This window comes from Leptospira jelokensis (genome assembly GCF_004769635.1).
Classification (GTDB): Bacteria; Spirochaetota; Leptospiria; order Leptospirales; family Leptospiraceae; genus Leptospira_A; species Leptospira_A jelokensis.
Genome location: NZ_RQGH01000026.1, coordinates 660080 through 681642, shown reverse-complemented (window position 1 = coordinate 681642; position 21563 = coordinate 660080). Strand labels below are relative to the sequence as shown.

21 protein-coding genes are annotated in these 21563 nt (G+C 40.3%); 16 read left to right on the top strand and 5 right to left on the bottom strand.

Features of this window, described 5'->3' with window-relative positions:
- The first annotated feature begins 46 nt into the window (after positions 1–46).
- Genes EHQ62_RS13215 through EHQ62_RS13200 form a run of 4 tightly spaced genes read left to right on the top strand, consistent with a single transcriptional unit; the run spans position 47 to position 4183 of the window.
- The gene (locus EHQ62_RS13215; RefSeq protein WP_135643459.1) at positions 47–742 is read left to right on the top strand and encodes an LIC20153 family lipoprotein; all 696 of its coding nucleotides are present in this window, start codon (positions 47–49) and stop codon (positions 740–742) included.
- A 6-nt stretch (positions 743–748) separates the two neighbouring features.
- Positions 749–1408 (top strand): HmuY family protein, encoded by a 660-nt coding sequence (locus EHQ62_RS13210; RefSeq protein WP_244241771.1) that lies wholly within the window; start codon positions 749–751, stop codon positions 1406–1408.
- On the top strand, positions 1408–3564 hold the full coding sequence (locus tag EHQ62_RS13205) for a TonB-dependent receptor plug domain-containing protein (protein WP_135643457.1): 2157 nt from the start codon (positions 1408–1410) through the stop codon (positions 3562–3564). The genes EHQ62_RS13210 and EHQ62_RS13205 overlap by 1 nt, the downstream gene beginning before the upstream one ends.
- The gene (locus EHQ62_RS13200) at positions 3539–4183 is read left to right on the top strand and encodes a hypothetical protein (protein ID WP_135643455.1); all 645 of its coding nucleotides are present in this window, start codon (positions 3539–3541) and stop codon (positions 4181–4183) included. The genes EHQ62_RS13205 and EHQ62_RS13200 overlap by 26 nt, the downstream gene beginning before the upstream one ends.
- Here EHQ62_RS13200 and EHQ62_RS13195 read toward each other — a convergent pair.
- Together EHQ62_RS13195 and EHQ62_RS13190 are read right to left on the bottom strand one after the other, a co-directional pair.
- Entirely contained in the window at positions 4180–4704 is a 525-nt protein-coding gene (locus tag EHQ62_RS13195) for a DUF3015 domain-containing protein (RefSeq protein WP_135643453.1), read from the bottom strand. The two genes, EHQ62_RS13200 and EHQ62_RS13195, sit on opposite strands and share 4 nt — an antisense overlap.
- A gap of 13 nt (positions 4705–4717) precedes the next feature.
- Positions 4718–4939: a hypothetical protein gene (locus EHQ62_RS13190; RefSeq protein WP_135643451.1), complete on the bottom strand. Its 222-nt coding sequence runs from the start codon at positions 4937–4939 to the stop codon at positions 4718–4720.
- Positions 4940–5127: 188 nt separating this feature from the next.
- Between EHQ62_RS13190 and EHQ62_RS13185 the strand changes: the two genes are divergently transcribed.
- Both EHQ62_RS13185 and EHQ62_RS13180 read left to right on the top strand, forming a co-directional pair.
- Entirely contained in the window at positions 5128–6051 is a 924-nt protein-coding gene (locus EHQ62_RS13185; protein WP_135643449.1) for an FAD-binding oxidoreductase, read from the top strand.
- Between the two features lies 1 nt (position 6052).
- The gene (locus EHQ62_RS13180; RefSeq protein ID WP_015677575.1) at positions 6053–6274 is read left to right on the top strand and encodes a transcriptional coactivator p15/PC4 family protein; all 222 of its coding nucleotides are present in this window, start codon (positions 6053–6055) and stop codon (positions 6272–6274) included.
- A gap of 16 nt (positions 6275–6290) precedes the next feature.
- Here EHQ62_RS13180 and EHQ62_RS13175 read toward each other — a convergent pair whose 3' ends face one another.
- Positions 6291–7937, bottom strand: coding sequence for a VWA domain-containing protein (locus tag EHQ62_RS13175; RefSeq protein ID WP_208720678.1), 1647 nt, complete (start codon positions 7935–7937; stop codon positions 6291–6293).
- A gap of 75 nt (positions 7938–8012) precedes the next feature.
- Between EHQ62_RS13175 and EHQ62_RS13170 the strand changes: the two genes are divergently transcribed.
- From EHQ62_RS13170 to EHQ62_RS13130, 9 genes are all read left to right on the top strand, one after another.
- Complete coding sequence (locus EHQ62_RS13170) at positions 8013–8723, top strand: 7-carboxy-7-deazaguanine synthase QueE (RefSeq protein ID WP_135643447.1); 711 nt, start codon at positions 8013–8015, stop codon at positions 8721–8723.
- The gene (locus EHQ62_RS13165) at positions 8723–11566 is read left to right on the top strand and encodes a DEAD/DEAH box helicase (RefSeq protein ID WP_135643805.1); all 2844 of its coding nucleotides are present in this window, start codon (positions 8723–8725) and stop codon (positions 11564–11566) included. Before EHQ62_RS13170 ends, EHQ62_RS13165 begins: the two co-directional genes overlap by 1 nt.
- A 44-nt stretch (positions 11567–11610) precedes the next feature.
- Positions 11611–12873, top strand: a complete 1263-nt coding sequence (locus tag EHQ62_RS13160) for a dicarboxylate/amino acid:cation symporter (RefSeq protein ID WP_135643445.1) — start codon at positions 11611–11613, stop codon at positions 12871–12873.
- On the top strand, positions 12873–13724 hold the full coding sequence (locus EHQ62_RS13155; protein ID WP_135643443.1) for an SGNH/GDSL hydrolase family protein: 852 nt from the start codon (positions 12873–12875) through the stop codon (positions 13722–13724). Before EHQ62_RS13160 ends, EHQ62_RS13155 begins: the two co-directional genes overlap by 1 nt.
- A gap of 2 nt (positions 13725–13726) precedes the next feature.
- The gene (locus EHQ62_RS13150) at positions 13727–14539 is read left to right on the top strand and encodes a hypothetical protein (RefSeq protein ID WP_135643441.1); all 813 of its coding nucleotides are present in this window, start codon (positions 13727–13729) and stop codon (positions 14537–14539) included.
- Positions 14540–14557: 18 nt separating this feature from the next.
- Positions 14558–14872, top strand: a complete 315-nt coding sequence (locus EHQ62_RS13145) for a TRL-like family protein (protein ID WP_244241770.1) — start codon at positions 14558–14560, stop codon at positions 14870–14872.
- Positions 14869–15114: a hypothetical protein gene (locus EHQ62_RS13140; RefSeq protein WP_135643437.1), complete on the top strand. Its 246-nt coding sequence runs from the start codon at positions 14869–14871 to the stop codon at positions 15112–15114. Before EHQ62_RS13145 ends, EHQ62_RS13140 begins: the two co-directional genes overlap by 4 nt.
- Before the next feature lie 85 nt (positions 15115–15199).
- Entirely contained in the window at positions 15200–15544 is a 345-nt protein-coding gene (locus EHQ62_RS13135) for a TRL-like family protein (protein ID WP_135643435.1), read from the top strand.
- A 21-nt stretch (positions 15545–15565) separates the two neighbouring features.
- Positions 15566–15988 (top strand): Ig-like domain-containing domain, encoded by a 423-nt coding sequence (locus tag EHQ62_RS13130; RefSeq protein WP_208720677.1) that lies wholly within the window; start codon positions 15566–15568, stop codon positions 15986–15988.
- Positions 15989–16120: 132 nt separating this feature from the next.
- On the opposite strand, the gene EHQ62_RS13125 is transcribed toward EHQ62_RS13130, so the two are convergent.
- Positions 16121–18268, bottom strand: coding sequence for a sodium-translocating pyrophosphatase (locus EHQ62_RS13125; RefSeq protein WP_135643431.1), 2148 nt, complete (start codon positions 18266–18268; stop codon positions 16121–16123).
- A 209-nt stretch (positions 18269–18477) separates the two neighbouring features.
- Here EHQ62_RS13125 and EHQ62_RS13120 point away from each other — a divergent pair, with 209 nt between their 5' ends.
- Positions 18478–19509: a tetratricopeptide repeat protein gene (locus EHQ62_RS13120; protein ID WP_244241768.1), complete on the top strand. Its 1032-nt coding sequence runs from the start codon at positions 18478–18480 to the stop codon at positions 19507–19509.
- A gap of 64 nt (positions 19510–19573) precedes the next feature.
- Here the strand turns inward: EHQ62_RS13120 and acs are convergent, their stop codons facing one another.
- A complete protein-coding gene (acs, locus tag EHQ62_RS13115) occupies positions 19574–21538 on the bottom strand; it encodes an acetate--CoA ligase (protein ID WP_135643427.1) in 1965 nt (654 codons plus the stop codon).
- Between the last annotated feature and the right edge of the window lie 25 nt (positions 21539–21563).

Below are 21563 nucleotides of genomic sequence, written 5' to 3'. Positions count from 1 at the left end.
ATTTTTTACACCATACGCGTATGAGAGTGCCGTCTTACCAGATTCGTTGGATCATAAAGAAATTGACCAACGGTTTTGTACGAATGCTCCTCTTGTCACAGAAATGTCAGCCATTGAAAAAAAGGACAATTCCATTAAAATGAAATTGATTCTCAATAACAGTACGGAAGTTTGGATAAAAAAGACCGAGGTTCTTATGAATTCCCTTGAAAAAAAGATTAGATTGTTCGCCCTACTGGCGATTTTGGGTGCCGTTACCCTCCAGTGTGAAAAAAAAGAAGAGAATAAAGACCTAGAAAACCTTCTCACCCTTTCGATCATTGCCAGTGCCCAAGGTGATTGCACTGTAAATGCGCCTCCGAGAGCAAGTATCAATACCTTTCAAAATGTTGTGACGGCCAATGGTGCTGGAACGATCACAAAAACCGGTTCGGTAGCCATTGTGGGACACCAGACTGCTGCATTAAAATTAACTGCGAAAAATGGAACGAACGTTGCTCTGACTGGAAACTCCTTCGTGATTGTTTACCAATCCTCTTCTTGTCCATTGACAACTTCGACAAGGACTGGTTTTACTCCATCGTCACTCACTGATTCCAATAGCGAGTTTACCAATTCTTACCAACTCTCAGGGTCTGGATCGATCGCTTTCACAACCGCAGGAGATTATTACATCTTCTTCTACGCAATTCCTTCGAGAGGGCAAGCAGCAGCTGTTTCTTATACCGTAACTGGATTATAAACAACATTGAAGTACATCGTCATTGGGATCCTGATTGGTTTTAGTTTTTGCGCTCGGCAGAAGCCAGCGCTGACTGACCAAGATTTGTATGTGAACCAACTCATCACAAATATAGTCAATGCCAGTAATCCCAATGCTTTGGATAAAATTGTTTTCTCTCGCTCCAATGGGGATGGGAGTTTTACGACTCGGTTCAATGCGACCAATTTAGATTTTTACATCTTTTTTCATTTTGAAACAAACAAACAAGTTCCATTATCCCAAAAAGATACACTCACTTGGGATATAGCGTTTAATCGTTATAAGGTGGCAACAAATTCTGGTGACACAAATCGGTTTGGATTGGGTGGGGCTTGTCTTGTCAATAGTTCAAATTTTGATGAAGTTAGTTCTAGACCTTCCTCTTCTCCCGGTTGCAGTCCTTTTGTCACGGATACCTCTGCTACAACACAAGGAATCGGTGGTGCAGGAGCTGTTTACATTGGCAACGCACTTGTTACCGAATGGTATGATTATACGATTGGTTTTTTAACCCCAACAGCAAATAAAATCTTTCTGATAAAATCTGGAACGGGTTCATCTATTTATGCAGTCAAAATTGAAAATTATTATAGTGATGCTGGAACCTCTGGTTACCCAACCATCCGTTGGAAAAAACTTCCCTAATGTCATCCCAATTATTTCGTTCTACTTTCTATCTTTGTTTTTTCTTTTTGATTTGGAGTAACCTCCATTCCCAATCGAAACCCAATGGCAAACAATCAAAGCCAAATGGAAAAACAGAAATCCCTACACAAACACAAACCACCACTGGGGATCCAAATGTAGAAACAAATCAAGCCGAAAGTACCAATCCTCCTGAAGGTAATAAACCAGAAGAAGTGAGTGAGGATGATCGCTTCAAAGATTTGGATCACAAAAATGGAATTGTGGTGACTGGATCTCGTGGGGAACGCAGGCTCAAAGATTCTGCCGTTGCAACGGAAGTGATTTCTCGCAAACGGATTGAACAAACGGGAGCGCGTAACTTAGGCGAGGTGCTTGATACACAACTTGGAATCAACGTCACACCATTTTTTGGTGGTTCCCAAGTACAAATGTTAGGTCTTGATTCCAAATATGTTTTATTTTTAGTTGATGGACAGAGAGTTGCCGGAAGACTCAACAACACAATTGATTTGACTCGTTTCAAAGTCCAAAACATCGAACGGATTGAAATTGTAAAAGGCAGTAGTTCTTCTTTGTACGGAGCTGATGCCATCGGTGGTGTGATCAATATCATCACCAAACAAGCGGAAAAACCAGAACACTACCAATTCCGCACATCCTATGGAAATGGACGACAAATGAACTTTGGATCACAAGGCGAAAAAAATATGATCGCCGATGTTGGGTTTAAAAATGATTTTGTGGCAACCAATTTCTTTGGTGGGTTTAACCAATCGGCAGCATACGATTTAGATCCTAAAACTCCGGCGACTACTGGGAACTCTTTCCAAGACAATAACCTTGGTGGGAATATGACGTTCAATCCAGACGGGCAATTCAAAGTCAAAACAGGCATCAATTATTTAAATCGAAACCAAGCAGGGGTTGATTCAAGGGCCACTGGTGGCGTATTTGATCGCACCAATATGACAAACGACTTTTTGGCGTTAGGTGCCCTAGAGTATACTTATGGAAAACGAAATATGGTTTCCCTACGTGGGAATTTTTCTCGTTGGGAAAACCATTACAAACTAGACCAACGAAATTCAAACGAACTTGATGTAAAAGAAATCACAAACGAATTTTCTTCACAAGGGGTCGCTCAGATTGATCACGAAGTCCATAAGGACCATATGATCACGGCGGGTGTGGAATCTTTTTCTGAGGAATTACAAACGGACCGATTGGCAAGACGAAATGCATACCGAACAAGAAGGGCTGCCTTCATCCAAGATGAATGGGTGATTTGGCGGCAAGGCTTTGTTTGGCGGCTTGTGCCTGGAGTTAGGCATGATGTGGATTCCCAATTTGGTGGACAAACCACTCCAAAAATTGCGACAAAAATTGACATCACAAGTGATTTGGTTTTTCGAGCCAGTTATGGAAAAGGATTTCGTCCACCTTCCTTTCGCGAATTGTACTTACGATTTGAAAACCCTGGTGTTGGGTATACAGTTGAAGGTAACGACAAACTAAGGCCTGAAAAATCCACAACAGTGAATGCCGATCTCGAATACACTCCATTCAAATTCTGGACTTTGTCTCTCAGTGTGTTTCGAAATGATATCACTGATCTCATCCAATACAGTTTTGGAACAAGGACGAGTGAATTTGCAACCTTCCAATTGAAAAACGTACAACGAGCTTACACAAGGGGAGTGGAAGCAGGGTCTCGTGTTCGTTTTTTAAAGTATTTTGCCTTAGAACTTGGATACAACCAAACTGACACAAGGGACCTAACAACGGATAGACCTCTGGAAGGGCGTGCCCTCCACCAAGGTACAATGAATTTTTTTGTGAACGCCCCTGGAGGTTGGGAATTTGCACTTCGTGCCAAACGTTTAGACAAACGTCCCTTTTATAGTACAACCAATGATTTCACTGCAGGTACGAGTACTGCACTCATTGACCAACAAACTCGCACTCCAGAAGAGAACAATAAAGTGGTGTATGGCAAACCGTTCACCCTCCTCAACGTGCGTTTAGAGAAAAAATTTTTTGAAGGAAGGATGTCCTTATTTTTCGGAGTAGACAACCTCTTGGACCAATACGAGCTTACTTACAATCCTATTCGTCCAAGGTTTTACTATGGCGGACTCCAAGCCACATTCTAAATTTAATGTTCAAAAACTGTTTTTGTTTGGATGTTTGATTTTCTTTTTTGAACCAAACTCAGTTCATTCCGATGAATCAAAGTTAACTGCCAAACAATCCAAAACATTAAAAGAAACTTTTTTGTATTTGGAATCATTAGAACCTAAAAAAATTCGAATTGATAAGTCCACCTACAACCGCCATTCACAATTCGAGTCGTTTTTTAAATTTCCTTTTTCTGGGAAAAAAATATCACGTTGGATCCAAAGCCGCATCAAAAAGTACAATTTTGGAGCCACAGGAGACTACGTGGCCATGTACCGTGAAGGAGAAGTGTTACTTGGGCGTGGATTCTTTACACTCAATCGTTTGGACCGAGTTTTAGTTTTATTACATGAAGCAAGGCATGCCGATGGAAAAATGTACGGGCACGTACTTTGTCCGGATGACTTTCCTTATTTGAATACTCGTGATTGGAAGATCCACCCAGCCGGAAAAAAGGGATGTGACTCGGTGCCAGATGGAGGGTATGGAATCACAGCATCTTTTCTTTTTGAATTAGGTGCGTATGGGTATTTAAGCCAAACAGAAGCGGCCTATCGGTATAATTCTGAAATCTCTCGAGTGATACGAGATTAATGTAAACAAACCAATCTTAAATTTGTATCGGTTGCGATTTGTGTTTTCAATCGTGTGAGAATTTCTTTCGGACGAGTTTCCAAACTAGAATTCGATTTTTCGAAAAGAAAGGAATGGTTATCTTTCATCAATTTACCAAGTTCCACTGCATGTTTTGGACAACCTAACAAAGATGCTACGGCACGAATTCGTTCCCCATTCCCAATGGCCGTTTCTAATTCTAATGGTTCTTCGTTATAAGCAATGAAAACCTCTTGCGCAATTTCCCTTTTGACAAGTCCATCAGTGGTGCAATTGGAAGTACCTGATGTGATACCAAAGGTTTGTGAAGAAAAACTTCCGTTCGTAGTTGCAGCTAGGATTTGACCAATATCATTTTTCCAAACGGGGACCATGGAACCCAAACCACAGCCTGCCATTCCATAAGGTTCTGCGGAAATAGTTCTTAGATTTGTTACAAATATTAAACTAATTATTGTTATGTGAAAAGAAAATAAAATCGATCGTTTGTTTGTGAACATAAAAAATCCTAAATTAAAGTGAAAATAGGGAATCGGAACTTGGGTCTATGTGGGGGTGTTTGGAACCATGAGCCAATACTTCACCCTTCATCGTGATGACAGCCCAAGTGGTCTCGTGTTTAGGCTGGTTTTCCAGAGAAGCAAGCATGGTGTTCGTAAAACTTTCCAATTTTTGGTGAAGGACGGAGTTCGGAAATGGATAGGACTTCTTTTCTTGTACTTCTGTCGATCTCATGTAACTTGTTTCCCTTATGGTTTAAGGATCGGCGGGAGGGCCGGAATGACTAAAGTTTAAAAAATCCAAATTCTGAGTCAAGGAAGAGACATAATTCTCGGGACGAAAAATGAAAGATCCAAGTTCTCCTTTTCCCGAAGCCCAACCTTGCGAAACTTGACGTAAAACCACCCGTTACGAGGACGACTTTGCTTACCCCTCAGATCAATTTATTCAAAAAATCCAACCCCATCCAAGCCCAAGTCCTAGCAAACACCCGTTTGACTCCGGAACTCGGTAAGGGAAAACGCCAAACAAAGGAAGGTGACGCAGCAGTCCACCGCATCACGATCGCCATCGACCATTCGGTTTATCCGTATATGATTGGGCAAAGTGCTGGGATCATCCCACCAGGAATTGACCCAGAAAAACAAGCAAAAGGACTCGCTGACGCCAGTTATACGGTTCGCCTCTATTCGATAGCCTCTCCTTCTTATAGTTTTGGCCAAACCAAAGACACAATTGAATTTGTTGTGAAACGAGACAATGTGTATGATGAAAATGGAAATCTCCTGCACAAAGGGGTATGTTCTAACTACATTTGTGATTTAAAACCGGGGGATATTGTCACGATGACGGGTCCTGCAGGAAAAAAATTCCTTTTGCCCCAAACTGATTTTTCTGGTGATCTCTTCTTTTTTGCAACTGGAACCGGAATCAGTCCATTTTTTGGGATGGTGGAAGAACTTCTCGTGCAAAAATTGATCCAGTTCCAAGGGAATTTATGGCTCGTTTACGGTGCACCCTATTCCGATGAAATTGTCCTTAGAGATTATTTTGAGGGTAAGGCCAAGGAACACTCTAACTTCCATTTCATTACAGCAATTAGCCGTGAGGAGAAAAATCGTTTTGATGGGGGTAAGATGTACATCACCCACCGTGCAAAAGAAAATGCCGAAGCCATTAAAAATGCTGTGAATGGAAATGGTAAGTTTTATATTTGTGGCGGTCCGAAGGGAATGGAAAAAGGAGTGATACAAGAAATCATGTCCGCTTGTGGTACAGATTTAACGTATGAAGCCTTCAAAAAAGACCTGGAAGAAAAAGAACAATTATTTGTAGAGACGTACTAACATGGCAAAAACTGGGATCATCCGAGACATTGACAAAGGAAGAGGAGAAGTCATCCGCGTGGAGATTTCCGAATACAAAGGGCAAACCTTTTTTAACATCCGAGTCTGGTACACAGATCCGAATGGGGAACTCAAACCCACCCAAAAAGGGATCGCGATTGCACCAACTCTTGTGAGCGACTTAAAAGAGGCCATTGAAGAAGCAGAACGTTGGTTAGCCTAACGATACAATTTGTATCTTAGTTGATTTCGTCTCCTTCCTTAGTATAAACAATCCTCTGTAATACTTCGTTTGCAGAGGATAAATTTTCTGCCACTCGGATGTGGTTGTACAACCGAGTGATTTCAAAAATCTTTTTCACTGAGTCTCGGATATTAGCGACCACAAGTTCTCCACCCCTCCTTCGCAACCAACCGACAATTTGAATCACCATCCCGATCGCTGAAGAATCGATATGAGAAGTATGAGAAAAATCAAATATCATATAGCGGTACCCTTCCGACATTTTTTGTTCCATCAATTGTTTGATTTCTGGGCATTTGTACAAATCAATATCCCCAACCGTATGGTATTCAAATATTTTGTTGTGAACAACTACGTCCTTTAAATCAATTTTTTCAGGCCCTTTTGACAACATTTGTGAATTCATAAAAAGATGTTTGTGTAAATCTTCAGATTTTGTATCCATTTTTGATTCTAATGCCTGTAACCGGCCAAGTAGTGAGCCTAAAGCATTGGGAGCAAAGTGTACATTATTTCGAATGTCTTGGATGAGACCATATAACATCGTTTTGGCGTCTTCCTTTTGGCCTTTTTTTACAAATTCGGTGATTTCTCTCATCCCAACCGTAGCATTTGCAATCAGAATTTCTACAAGCACATCTGGGTCTTGTTTCCCTCGGTTGTTTCCCCTTTCAAAAGAAAAAGATTCTTTTACGGATTCTAATACATTTTGTTTTAACAAATTATAATAAGAAACATTCACTTCACAAAAAGGAGTATTTGTTTGGTGGACACGGTCATCTATTTCTAGTCGTAACACCAAACTGCGAAGGTCATCAGCTCGTAAGTCTCCTAATTGCAGATTGATTTTTTGACGAGATATGGTTTTGGCATCACCTAAAAATTCATCAAACTCTTCCAACACTTGGTGCGAAGTTTCCGATAACACTTGTTTCAGGCGTACTCCAGGTGCCATTTGTAGTTCAACATCAATGGCCTGTGCATACAGTGCCCCAATGTCTCCAAACTCTTCAAAAAATATATCTGATGCATTTTCAGGGTTATCAATGTAATAAAAATTCCCACCTCCTGCTTTTGCGATTCCAACTAACATCTCTTCGTTGAAATCATTACCAACTCCAATCGTTGTGGTAGAGATTCCCATCGCCAAATGGTCACTTGCAATCGTCACCAATGCATCCTTTTCTTTGATCCCGAGAGTGGGATTGCCATCTGTTAATAAGATCACTCGTTTATAGGCATTTGGGATTTTGGATTGACTAAGACTTTTGAGTGCTGATAACCATCCTCCACTCAAATTAGTTGAAGTTGCCACTTGGATATTACGAATTTTATCCGTCACAGAAACTTTTTCTGTTAGGTGGGTGACAGGTTGGATGAGTTGTACGTCAGAAGAGTAGGCAACGATGGATACAGCATCATGTCTTGTTAACCAATTGACGAGTGCACAAGATGCATCAATGACAGCCTCCATCTTTTCTCCTTTCATCGACCAACTTTTGTCGATGGCAAGACCAATCACAAGGGGTTTGCGTTCTTCCACCTTTGGATTGGCTGGAGTTCGAAATCGTAACAATAGATGGTTTTCTTGGATTTCCTTCTCATGGATGATCGGGTATTCCAATTTTGCTTCTAAAAACATGACCCTAAAAGCAAATTCCGAATTAATGTTTTCGCAAGAACAATTTCAATTATACTGACAGGAAGGCAAATTACCATGTTTGGAAAAATTCATGAAATCTATTCTTCTATTTCTGGTGAAGGAATTTCACAAGGGATCCCTACTGTATTTGTTCGCTTTGCCGGATGTTCTCTCCGCTGTGGAAAAACAGAAACAAAATCCCTTTGGTGTGATACTCCCTATGCACTTGGGCCAAACCAAGGGGAAACAAAAACTCTCCCCGCCATCTTGGATGAAATCAAAGCCTTAGACAAAGACCATGGGTTCCAAATTTTATTAACTGGGGGAGAACCACTCGAGGGAGAAAACCGTACCCTATCCATTTCGATCGCCGAATCCATCTATTCCTTTCGCAAGGAACACAATCAACCTTACCCCGCATCCCGAGTGGAAACCAATGGCAGTGAAAAAATCACTATGGATCCATTTTTTATTTTTACCATGGATTACAAACTCCCAGGCTCCGGAATGGAAAACCGAATGGACCTAGAAAATTTCCAGATATTAGAAAAGAGACATAATTCACTTGACGAAATTAAGTTCGTTGTGCGAGATAGAATCGACTTTGAAAGAAGTGTCGAAGTCATTCGCGAACAAAAAATACAGACAAATATATTGTATTCGCCAGTCCACGGTGAAGTGGATGCCAAAGAACTAGTTGAATGGATTAAAATAGACAACCCACCTAAGAGTCGTTTGTCGCTTCAAATTCATAAAGTGCTTTGGGGAAATCAGAAAGGAGTTTGATGGATATCCCTACTCAGTTAAGTTTAGATTTTGAAACTACAGTTGAACCAAAACAATCAATAGAGTATGGGTTTCTAGTCGACGAACCTGAGTTAGGTCTCGCAAAAATTGCAAAAGAAACATCTACGTCTGTTGAATTATTCTTTGAATCCAAAGAAATTTTTAGAACAGTTAACAAATCGAATCGTAATTTACATTTTTTAAACCAATACCCTGAATCTCTTAAAGTTTGGGAAGAATTCCCAAAGGCAATGGAACTTGCACTCACTGCAAGCCAACTCAAACTCACATATAATTTTAATAAACTTTCTTCGCTTTCTAATTCCCGGACTCGTTTATTACCTCACCAAATTGAATCTACATTCATTGTGGCCAATAGTTTAAAACCACGATTTATTTTGGCTGATGAAGTTGGTCTTGGAAAAACAATCGAAGCGGGTCTTGCTGTTAAAGAATTGATGTTTCGCCGTGGACTCAAACGAGTGTTGGTTGTTGCTCCATCACCACTCCTTGTGCAATGGCAACAAGAGATGAAAAACAAATTCAATGAGGAATTTGCAATTGTTCGTCGCCGGAATTTCGTAACCAATGGTCCCGATCATTGGAGGAATTTTAACAAAATCATTACTTCCATCGATTTCATTAAGAATCCAAGGTATGCAGAAGAAATTTTAGGAACCAAATGGGATATCGTTGTATTTGATGAAGCGCATAGGCTTCGTCGTGATTATTCGAAAATCACACGTGGTTATCTATTTGCAGAAAAAATTGCTCGTAAAACTGAATGTTTACTCCTACTCACTGCCACACCATTCAGAGGGAAGTTAGAGGAACTTTTTTACCTTATGCATTTAGTTGATCCCAATATTTTGGGACCATACCATACCTTTATCAATGACTATGTAGTAGGCCAAAAAGGGGATTTAAAAGAGAAAATCTCAAAAGTATTACTCCGTCGACGTAAAGTCGAAGTAGGCGGTTTTACCAAACGTTTTGCAAAAACAGTACGAATTGATTTATCACCCATTGAACGTGCGTTTTACGATGAAACAACTGAATATGTAAAACGCGAATACAATATGGCAATGGGAACCAAAAACCGTGCCATTGGATTTGTAATGGTAGTTTTCCAAAAACTATTGGATTCTTCGGTGATCGCATTATTATCAGCCCTTCAAAAAAGAAAGTTTATGTTGGAATCCAAATTCCACTATATGAAAGAACATGAAACCAATTTGGACGATTGGGATTTGGACGAAACAGAAGGTGTTGAAGACTTCATCACAGAACTGGAAGACGAAGAGATGTCTAGTTTCCAAAGGATCAAACGTGAGCTTTTCACACTCAATCGATTGATCCATTTGGGAAAACAAATTAAAGAAGATAAAAAAACCCAAAAATTAAAAGAAACACTTTATCGTTTGAAAAAAGAAGGTCATAAAAAATTTATCATCTTCACACAATTTCGAACCACACAAGACCACTTACAATCTGTCCTTGAACCTGACTTTAAAGTTTCTCCATTCCATGGATCACTTAGCATGGATGAAAAGGAAGTTGCGATCCAAAAGTTCAAAGAAGACTATGAAATTTTAATTTGTACAGAAGCTGGTGGCGAAGGGCGTAACTTACAATTCGCAAATATATTGTTTAACTATGATCTTCCATGGAGCCCATTAAAAATTGAACAAAGGATAGGAAGGATCCACCGGTTTGGTCAAAAAGACAATGTGTATATCTTTAACTTTGCCTCCAAAGATACAGTAGCGGAAAGAATTTTAGAAGTTTTAACAAACAAAATCAGATTGTTTGAAGAATCAATTGGTGCTTCCGATGATTTGCTTGGTACCATCGAAGAAGAATTAGATTTTAATTCTAGTTTGATGAAGTTTATCACAGGAACAAAAACTAAGGAAGAATTAGAAACTGAATTTGATTTACGGATACAGGTGGCACAAAAGGGATTTGAAAAACTAAATGCACTTGTGACTCCTAAGGTTTTAGATTTTAATTTAAAGGATTATTATGATCATACCCTCGAAGAAAGAGAGTGGAACAATAGCCATTTAGAAGAAGTGGTATCCGAAGGATCTAAGTTTTTTCAAAACCAATTGCCTGGTACCTTAACGGCCGTTAGCAAAGGTTCGTATGAATATAAAAATGCTGAAGGAAAAATCAAAAAAGCTACCTTTGATTCTGATTTAGCACTTACAAATGATTCCTTAGAATTTATGGCATTTGGCCATCCCTTTGTCGAAAAGGTAACAGAGTTACTTACACAAAGTAATGTGGGTCGTAAGAAAAAATATTTATACTCTGAAGAATTAGGACAAAAAATCCTTTTTGTTTTCCAAGTAGAGTTTGAATTTTCCCTAAAACGGAAAGACTTATTTTTTATCGAATATGACGTAAAGAAAAAGAAAACCGTATTACTCACAGATAAACCCAAAGAATGGATGGAAGGAAAAACTTACGTTCCTGAGAGAGAAATCCCACTCTCAAAACTAGAAGAAGCCTTTATCCAATGTTATCCAATAGTGGAAAAGGAAGCGGAAAACAAAAAAGAAATTTTAAGAAAGGAAACTCTCTCCATTTTCCAAAAGGAAGAATACAAAGTAGAACTTTCCCACCAAAAAACCATCCGCCAATTAGAAGAAAAACTGATGAGACAAGAAGCTGCTTATAAATGGGACAACCGACCTGAAAAAAAAGCAGTCCTTCACAAAACGATGAAAGAAATCCAAAGAGCAAAAGACGAGTATACCGTAGAGATGCGTAAAATCAAAAATGGTGCAAAAATCTTTCACAAAATCCAACTCTTCCAGACTTACATCAGCATTTAATTAAATTTCATTTACATAGATTTTCCAAATTCCAATATTTGGGAATGTCTTTACCCAAAATTGCCTTTTGGATACAAATCCTCATCGCTTTAGTGTTAGGTTTGTGTTTCGGAATCACACTCAATCCTGAATTTGGTTTGGTTTCTTCTGAATCAATCAAACCTTACTTAGTCTGGTTCAAATTGCCGGGGGATGTTTTTTTAAATCTTTTGCAGATGATTATGATTCCACTCGTAATCGTATCCATTGCATTAGGTGTCTCAAGTTTGAAGAATCTAAAAGACCTTTGGAGTTTAGGGAGTAAAACATTACTTTATTTTATATTTACAACCATTGTTTCTGTAAGCATTGGCATTTTATTAACAACAACCACAAAACCTGGATTACAAATCCAAACAAAAATCCAAAATCAAACTTCGGAAAGCTCTGACACGTCTACCTTAGAAAAAAAAGAAAAAGAGGAATCTATCCCAGAAATCATCGCAAACATCATTCCAAAAAATATTGTAAACGTATGGTCCAAACAACAAATGTTATCCATTGTTTTTTTGGGAATGATCCTGGGTGTCTTTTTTTTGACATCCAGAGAATCGGGAACCGCACTAAAAGCCTTTTGCCATTCCTTAGAAAGTTTTTGTTTATGGGTTGTTGCTTTGGCCATGAAACTGGCACCTCTTGCCGTACTTGGTCTGATGAGTTATGCAATGGTGCAAATTGGATTTTCTTTGGTATTCGGACTTTTCACCTATATCGTAACCGTGTTAGGTGGACTTTTTCTCATTTTAGTTTTTTATAGTTTGATGATTTTATTTTTTACCAGAGAAAATCCCCTCCGATTTCTCAGCCAAATCAGAGAAATTCCAATCCTTGGATTTTCCACTTCCAGTTCGAGTTCAGTCCTCCCTTATTCCTTAAAAGTGGCGAAAGAAAAATTAAAACTAAAAGAAACAGTTTCCGATTTTGTTTTGCCACTCGGAGCAACAATCAATATGGATGGGACTGCCCTCTACCAAGCTGTGGCCACAGTTTTTCTCAGCCAAGTTTACCAAATTGAACTGAGTACAGTAGATTTATTTTTGTTAGTTGGAACTGTGACCGCAGCTTCCATTGGTACCGCTGCCACACCTGGTGTTGGGCTCGTCATCCTCTCGTCCATCCTGTATACCTTTCACATTCCCGTTGAAGGTATCGCAATTCTTTTTGGTGTTGACCGGTTTTTGGATATGTGTAGAACTTCAGTAAATCTGACCGGCGATCTATCGTGCGCTTATATCATGAACCATATCTGGAAGGAAGAAAACAAATAATGAAAACGTTAAAAATATTTCTGACAATCGGAATCAGTTTCGTACTCATCCACTGTGATACCAAAAAAGATCCCCTCGCTGACTTCGAGTCTAATTTACTTTGTACTTCCTTTGCTGTTTGTAATGGGGAGACTCCTGCAAGAACCGGTATCATTGGGGATAGCTGGACCGATCTTTTATTTGGATATCCATTTGTGGAAACACTTAGGCCTCAGTTGGAAAATCGATTCCAATACAAATTTGTAGGTGCTACCCTTGGCGGAAAAACGCTCCAACAAGTTGTAAGCCAAGGCCTACAGTTCCAAGTCATCGACCAAGGCGGGGCTGATATGAAAGTTATATTACTTTCGTTAGGCGGAAATGACATCCAAGCCAATTTGGCCGAATACATTGGAAACGTTGATGCTGTTCAAGCCCAAAGATTTGCAACCATCAAAGCTAATTTAAAACAACTCATCATCACAGGAAATGCTTATAAAATTTCTAAATTTGGTGGTGCACCTTTGAAATGGATCATTCATGGGTATGATTATCCAAATCCATTTATGACACCTGTGATCGCTAGCTCCGATGAAGGTTGTAAATCAAAATTTGATCGAGTGGGACTTGTTTTACCAGATGCAGCTGCCTTTACTTCTACGCAACTTGATGCATTTAATAATTTGTTAGTCGATATCACAAGAGAAGAACCAAATTTGATTTATGTAGACCTACGTAATACCTTGGGTGGAAAACCTAGTTCCCGCCCTGAGTTTATGTTAGATTGTATCCATGCAAATAACTTAGGTTATACTCTACTGACTGACAAATTTGCAAGAGCCATTTACCCAATCACAAATGTAGGTTTTTAATCATGAAACAGACTTATTTATTCATCACGATTTTTTTCACATCCATAACGGCAGTCCTTGCGCAACACAATCAAAACGGGTTCGCACATCCTTTGCAAGTAGAGCCTGTCGCCGTTTATTCTAAAATCAGAGGCAATATTGGTTATTGGGATAAAAATTTTAATTCAGTCAAAGAGATTAATAAAAACGTAAGTGTAGAAGGTGAATACAAATTTAGTGATTCATTTTCCGTCATCTCATCTCTCGGACGTACAGAATATTCGCAGACCGATACTGCCAAAGAAGTCACTTGGGACAGATACAATGTTGGACTCAAATATGGAAAGGTATTCGAATCAGGTAGTTCTCAATTTTTAATTGGTGGTGGACTTCGAGTTTATGATAAAAAAAGAAATTCCCTATTTCGAGAATATGAAAATCCAGAGTATTACTTGATCCGTCCAAATTTTGGTTTGGGTTACAAGTCGGGTATTTTCCAAATCATGACTGAATTCCGTTTCCAAACAGAAACCAATCGCCATGGTAGAGAATCAAAATTAGAGGAATTCAAACGATATTACCAAGTAGGAATTGCACCGTCCTTTGGCATCTCTGACTCGGTTCGAATATTTACAGAGTTGGAATATAGAGAGCCTTTCGATAAAACCGCAGATAAAAACCTACGGTACTTTAATTTTTATCCGGGGATTTCAATGAATACTGAAAGTTTTGGAACCTTTAGTTTCAGTTTCTCATTTGGAGTTTTGCCAAAGGCAGACAATGCGATCGATCGAGGGATTCGATTCTCCTATTTTTACTTTTTTGATACCAACTAATTTGGGATGAAATGTCTTTTGCCTTTTGTTTTGTTTGGTTGGATTCTCTTTTTTGGCACTTGCATCAGCATCCAAGTGGGGAATCCTTCCATCACAATTTTGCAAAACAAAGGACAATCTGGTTGGCATTCGCCGGGAAAAATTCCAATTCCCGGTGATACCTTTGTGGAATCATGTACAACAAACTATTTTGGACTTGTGAGCATTGGGAATGCCAGTTATGATTGGATGCCTAAAAATTCTCGATTCAAAGAAATTCATAGTGTAGATCATTTTTATAAAAACCAATATTTTTTTTTCCAAGAACTTTGTTTACGAGTGACTGGCAAATGAACCAAAACATTGAATCATTAAAAGAGTTTTCAAAAAAATTGAAGAGTGGTTTGATCTATGAAGAGATTGAATCAAAACTCAAAGATTTTCATTCCAAAAAAACAAACAAACCGAATAAGTCTTTGGATGCCTTAACTGACAAAATTCGAAAAAAAGAAGAACAAATTGAAAAACTCTATGATGATATCATCCTATTGCAAAACAAACTTTCCAATCTTTTGGACAAAGAACTCCAAAAATAATCCATACCATCAAATTCATTCCGTGTTCCTACTATCCATTGCGATGTTCAAATTCAATTCAATGCGAACCTTTGGCTTATTCCTTATGAATCAAAAACTCCGCCTCGCAACATCCCATTCCTTGTGGTTTCGGATTCTAAGTTTGGTCACCTTCACTTTTATTGTTCAAAATTGTGCAAGTTCTGGATTTGGTACCCAAGGCCTTCTGTATGAAAACCAGAGGATCTCACTGATGGAGACTGGCAATTTGGCCACAAAGGAAGGTTTTGCCTGTGCAAAATCGTATCTTGGTCTCATTTCCATTGGTGACGCATCTGTCGAAGGAGCCCAAAAACAAGGAAACTTAAAGGAAATTACGTCCATTGAATTAGAAACCTATAATTTCCTCGGGATTTACGCAAAACTATGTACGGTAACCAAGGGAAATTAGTCGAAACTAAGAATAGAGCCAATGGTCATGCGGAAAAAAATCACAATCCTATTTGTATTTCTTTTTCTTAACATGCACTGTGTTCCAAAACCTTCACCCTCAATTCTTGGTATTTTTGTTTTACCACTTGTCACTCAGACTTCAGAAACATTCACGATTGAATCCACAATCCCTTCCAATGGAGCCACTGGTGTCAGTGTATCCCCAACCATTACCATCGTGATGACACAGGCCATCGAACCAACCTCGCTGAACACCAATATCACCTGTTCCCCTTCCTGCCCAAGCCTTACGGGCGGTTCTTCCAATCGAACCATCACGCTCACACCCACGAGTGCCCTCACCTCTGGGGTCACCTACACAATCACACTGAACCAAAACATCCAATCCATCTTTGGCCTCACGCTTGGGACCAATACAAGTTTTAGTTTTACGACACTATAAAATAAAGAAGCCGACGTTACCGCCGGCTTCTCTTACTTAAATGTTCCAAACTCTAAAGACTTCATTCATCTTTTAGAATTGCGTTGGGCTTTCAATTTAGAAAGCACCAACCTGTTGGGATCAATTTCATTCTTATTTGAAGAAATTTAAAATGATTCCACCTTTTGTCACAAAAAACTCAGCAAACACGAGTGAGGTGATTGCCATCAGTTTGATGAGAATATTGATCGCAGGACCAGATGTATCTTTGAACGGATCCCCAACTGTATCACCAACCACTGCTGCTTTGTGTTTTTCAGAACCTTTTCCACCAGCAGTTTTTTCAATGTACTTTTTCGCATTGTCCCATGCTCCACCAGAGTTAGCGGAAGAAATTGCAAGCACCACTCCAGACACAAGAGCTCCAGCAAGAAGGCCTGCAAGGGACTTCACACCAAACAAGTATCCCACAACAATTGGGCTAAGGAGGACGAGAAGTCCTGGAGGGATCATTTCACGAAGAGCTGCAGAAGTAGAGATATCCACACATTTTGCATACTCAGGTTTTGCTTTCCCTTCCATAAGACCAGGGATCTCTTTGAATTGGCGACGCACTTCTTTTACCATGTCAAGTGCCGCTTTTCCCACCGACTTCATGGTCATGGCAGAGAAGATAAAAGGAAGCATAGCACCAAAAAGAAGACCACCAAATACCAATGGATCAAGAAGTTCGATCGAAGTTAAATCAATCGCACCTTCTCCCATTTCCTTGGAAGCATTTTGTGTTCTTGTGATAAAGGCAGCAAAAAGTGCCAAGGATGTAAGGGCCGCAGATCCGATTGCAAATCCTTTTCCAACGGCCGCAGTTGTGTTCCCTGCTGCATCCAAGTTGTCAGTTCGATCGCGTACTTCTTTTCCAAGTTCTGCCATCTCTGCAATCCCACCTGCGTTATCAGACACGGGACCGTAAGCATCAATGGTCAGACCAATTGCGATGGTAGAGATCATACCAATGGCTGCGATCGCAATTCCATACATACCAGCCAGGATATTGGAAATTACAATCACGATCACAAGTAAGATCACAGGAACTACGGTAGACTTATAACCAAGTGCCAAACCGTAAATGATGTTGGTAGCCGCACCTGTATCACAAGCATCAGCGACTTCACGTACTGGTTTGTAAGAATGAGACGTATAAATCTCTGTGATCCAACCGATAAACATACCAGCAAACAAACCTAATGCGACTGAAGTGTACACATTCCATTTTGTAATGGTTTTGTCTCCAATTTGGAAACTATCAATCATAAAGAGGTCAGTTGCAAAGTAAAGTGCACCTGCTACGATGAAAGTGGAAATCCAAAGTTGGAGTTTGAGAGCCTTTTCAACATTTCCACCTTCTTTCACTCGGGCAAAAAAAGTAGTGATGAGAGACGCTGGGATTCCAATTGCAGAAATTAAAAGTGGATAGAGAAGTGCAGAGTTATTGTCAGCAAGAGCAGATGCGGTAGCACCAATCACAAGAGCCGCACAAGTTGCTTCGGCAGCGGAACCAAAAAGGTCAGCACCCATACCTGCGATATCACCCACGTTGTCTCCTACGTTATCAGCAATCGTTGCTGGGTTACGAGGGTCATCTTCTGGGATTCCTTTTTCTACCTTTCCAACAAGGTCAGCACCAACGTCTGCGGCTTTTGTATAAATACCACCACCCACACGACCAAAGAGTGCTACTGAAGATCCACCAAGACCAAACCCAGCGAGAGACTCCATAAGGATGTGTTTTGCGACAGTTGTGTTTGCTCCGATGAAGAGAAGGAAAAGACCAATCATCCCAAGGACAGCAAGTCCGATAAGACCAAAGCCCATTACCGCTCCAGAGTCAAATGCCACGCGGAATGCTTTGGAAAGGGAAGTTTTTGCCGCTTGGGCCGTTCTTACGTTCCCGGCAGTCGCAATTTTCATCCCAATAAATCCAGAAAGGCAGGAAATCAGGGCACCTGAGACAAAAGCGATCGAAGTGTAAATTCCTTCGTTGAACTCTGTATTTGGGTTATCCAATAAAAGGTAAATGAGTACCGTCATGAAGCTGATAAAAAGCAGAATGACTCGGTATTCTCTGAGCAGGAAGGCCATAGCCCCTTCTGCGATCGCGGCGGAGATTTCTTTTAATTTGGCGGTTTCTTTTTCGTTGCCACCATCTGCGCCTACTTGGATACGAACGACCCTAGCGGCGTAGAAAATCGCCGTGGCAATGGAAACGAGCGCCATGACGATAATGATTAACTCTACATTCATGAGATCCTCTTTTGAGATTGTTTATTTGTATTTCTAAGATATTTTAGAAGATGACCGATGAGAATCCATAGATGATACTTCGGTCTAGGAGAATATGGCAATTTAGTGTTCTGGTAACAAGTCTATTTCTGTCCTTGTACCCAATTTTAGCGGAACCAGAAGTGATCAATCCCGTTAAAGCATTCTACAGCTACGAGGACCTTCTCCGAATGGCTGAGGACAAAATCGTCCAAGAAACACCCGCCAAAGCCTTCGATTTTCTCATCAAAGCCAAGGAACTTAACCCAGACCCTGATTACCGGTACTACAATTTGTCTGCCCAGGCCCACATGAAACTCGGCCAGTTATTTGATGGGATCCATGCCTACGAAGAATCCGTCAAACGTAAGAATGACCAATTGGATTTGGTTTTGTACATAGCCGATTTCTACGAAAAAGAGAAAAAACCAAGGGAAGCCCTTTATTATACAAAATTATACCTAGAACAAAAACCAAAGGCAAAGTACAGACTGTATCTTGCCGCCATCCTATCTAGGCAATTGGGTTTGGAAAGTGAATACGAATCCTACATGAACCTCTTGGAATCCGATAAAACCTTTGTTTCGGAAAAGGACGCCCTGCAAACAAGCCTTCTGAAAAACATTAAAAACAGGAAATGGAAGGAAGCGGATGATTTAAGCCTTCGATACCTTGTTTATTTTCCAAGAGAAGAAGGTATGTATGAAACATTAATCCTTGCAAGGCGGGGTCGTAATTCAGAATTACTGGAGCAAGCTTATATTTGGACTACCACTGTGTTTTTAAAGGAAACACGTTACTTCACTCGTTATGGAGTTTTCCTACAAGAAAAACAAAGGTATTTAGAGGCATTAAGCCTTTTCCGTAGGGGATTTTATAATCTACTCAAGTATGATCCTAACTCCGATGCAAAAGAAATTTTATTTCTCATCCGCCAAAGTTATGCGAACCTTGGGAAAGACCGAGATACATTGGCAATTGACTCTCTAGTCAAAGATTTCATAAACCAAAAAAATCTCACGGCGACGGAACTTGAAAACCATATAGCAACCTATCGTAAAAACAGAGAGTATTTGCTTTTTTCGATCCATTGGTTTTCAACCCGTGATGAAAACAAAACACATGAGTATAGAAAGCGGCTCAGAGCAAGGGATTTGGAATTTGAAGAAACAGAATTCCTGCGAGTGATGGGACCCTTTGCCGCTCTCCCGCAGGAATTGTAGTCAAACGATTACCCTTCAAAACTTTTTCAAGTTTGAAGGAGATTGTGATTCAAAGCTAAATTTACTAACTATGGTATTTTTTCTTATCGTCAATTAAAGATTGAACAACCGATGGATCCGCAAGTGTGCTAATGTCACCTAACGTATCAAATTCGTTATTGGCAATCTTTCGTAAAATCCTACGCATGATCTTTCCAGAACGAGTTTTGGGTAGGCCTGGTGCCCAGTGGATCACATCGGGCCTTGCAATTTTCCCAATTACCTTTTCCACCATGGCTATGAGTTCTTTTTTCAATTGGTCATTTGTTACAACCCCTTGTTTCACTGTCACATAGGCATAAATCCCTTGGCCTTTGATGTCATGTGGGAATCCTACAACGGCAGCTTCTGCTACTGATTTGTGTTCCACAAGAGCACTTTCCACTTCCGCAGAACCAATGCGGTGTCCCGAAACATTGAGGACATCATCCACTCTTCCTGTGATGCGAAAGTATCCTTCCTTGTCACGGTTTGCCCCATCACCGGTAAAATAATAACCTTTGAATTGCGAAAAGTAGGTATCAAAAAATCGTTTTGGATCTCCGTACACGCCGCGCATCATAGAGGGCCATGGTTTTGCGATGCAAAGATTTCCTGAAATCTCTCCTTTGTCTTTGATCTCTACTCCTTCGTTGTCTACGAGCACCGGTTGGATGCCATAAAAGGGCCAACTTGCCGAACCAGGTTTTTGTGGGATGGCACCTGGGATCCCTGAGATCATGATGGATCCAGTTTCTGTTTGCCACCAAGTATCAACAATTGGGCATTTGGATTTGCCGATATTGGCATAGTACCATTCCCATGCTTCTGGGTTGATCGGCTCTCCGACAGACCCAAGTAACCGCAGTGATGCGAGCGAACGTTTTTTGATAGGTTCAAGTCCTTCCCGCATAAGAGCACGGATCGCCGTTGGTGCTGTATAAAACACAGTAACCTTGTATTTATCAATCACATCCCAAAAACGCCCCATGTCTGGGTAACTTGGCACCCCTTCAAACATTAGGGATGTAGCTCCATTGGAAAGTGGTCCATACAAAATATAACTATGGCCTGTGATCCAACCAATGTCTGCGGTGCACCAATAGGTGTCCGTATCTTTGTAATCAAAAATAGTCGCAAAGGTAAGATTGGCACCTAACAAATACCCTGCGGTTGTATGCAAAACACCTTTTGGTTTTCCAGTCGAACCAGAAGTATAAAGGATAAAAAGTGGGTCTTCCGAATCCATCGCGACGGCCGGACATTCCTTTTTCACTTCAGGATCCTTCATCAAATAATGGTACCAGTGGTCACGGCCTTCGATCCAATTGAGATTCCCTTCATCACCAGTGCGTTTGACAACGATGACATCATTCACTTTTGATTTTGTTTCTGCGAGGGCCGCATCCACATTTTTTTTCAGTTCTATCGGTTTGCCACCACGGTAACCACCATCAGCAGTGATCACAAGAGTTGGTTTGCAGTCTTCAATGCGGCCAAGCAGTGCTTCCGGTGAAAACCCACCAAACACAACGGAGTGAACAGCACCAATGCGAGTGCAGGCAAGAGTGGCGATGGCAAGTTCAGGGATCATGGGAAGGTAAATGAGAACCCGGTCTCCCTTTTTAACCTTAAACTTCTTTAGAACATTGGCGAAGTGATTCACTTCTCGGTGTAAGTCGTGATAAGTGAGGACCTTGGATTCGTCTGGATTGTCACCCTCCCAAATCAGAGCGGCTTTGTTTTTGAGAGGAGAATCGAGATGGCGGTCTAAACAATTATAAGAAACATTCAGTTTGCCACCGACAAACCATTCAACTTTTGCTTTCGCAAAGTCATGTTTCAAAACTTTGTTCCATTTTTTAAACCATGTTAGGCGTTTTGCTTGTTCGGCCCAAAATTTTTCTGGTTTTTCGATGGATTCTTTGTATTTGGTTTTGTATTCTTTTAAGCTAACGTTTGCAAGTTTGGCGAATTCTTTGGATGGTGCCACGATTCTTTCTTTCGGCATTGTGTCCCTCTAGAGGAAAAAGACT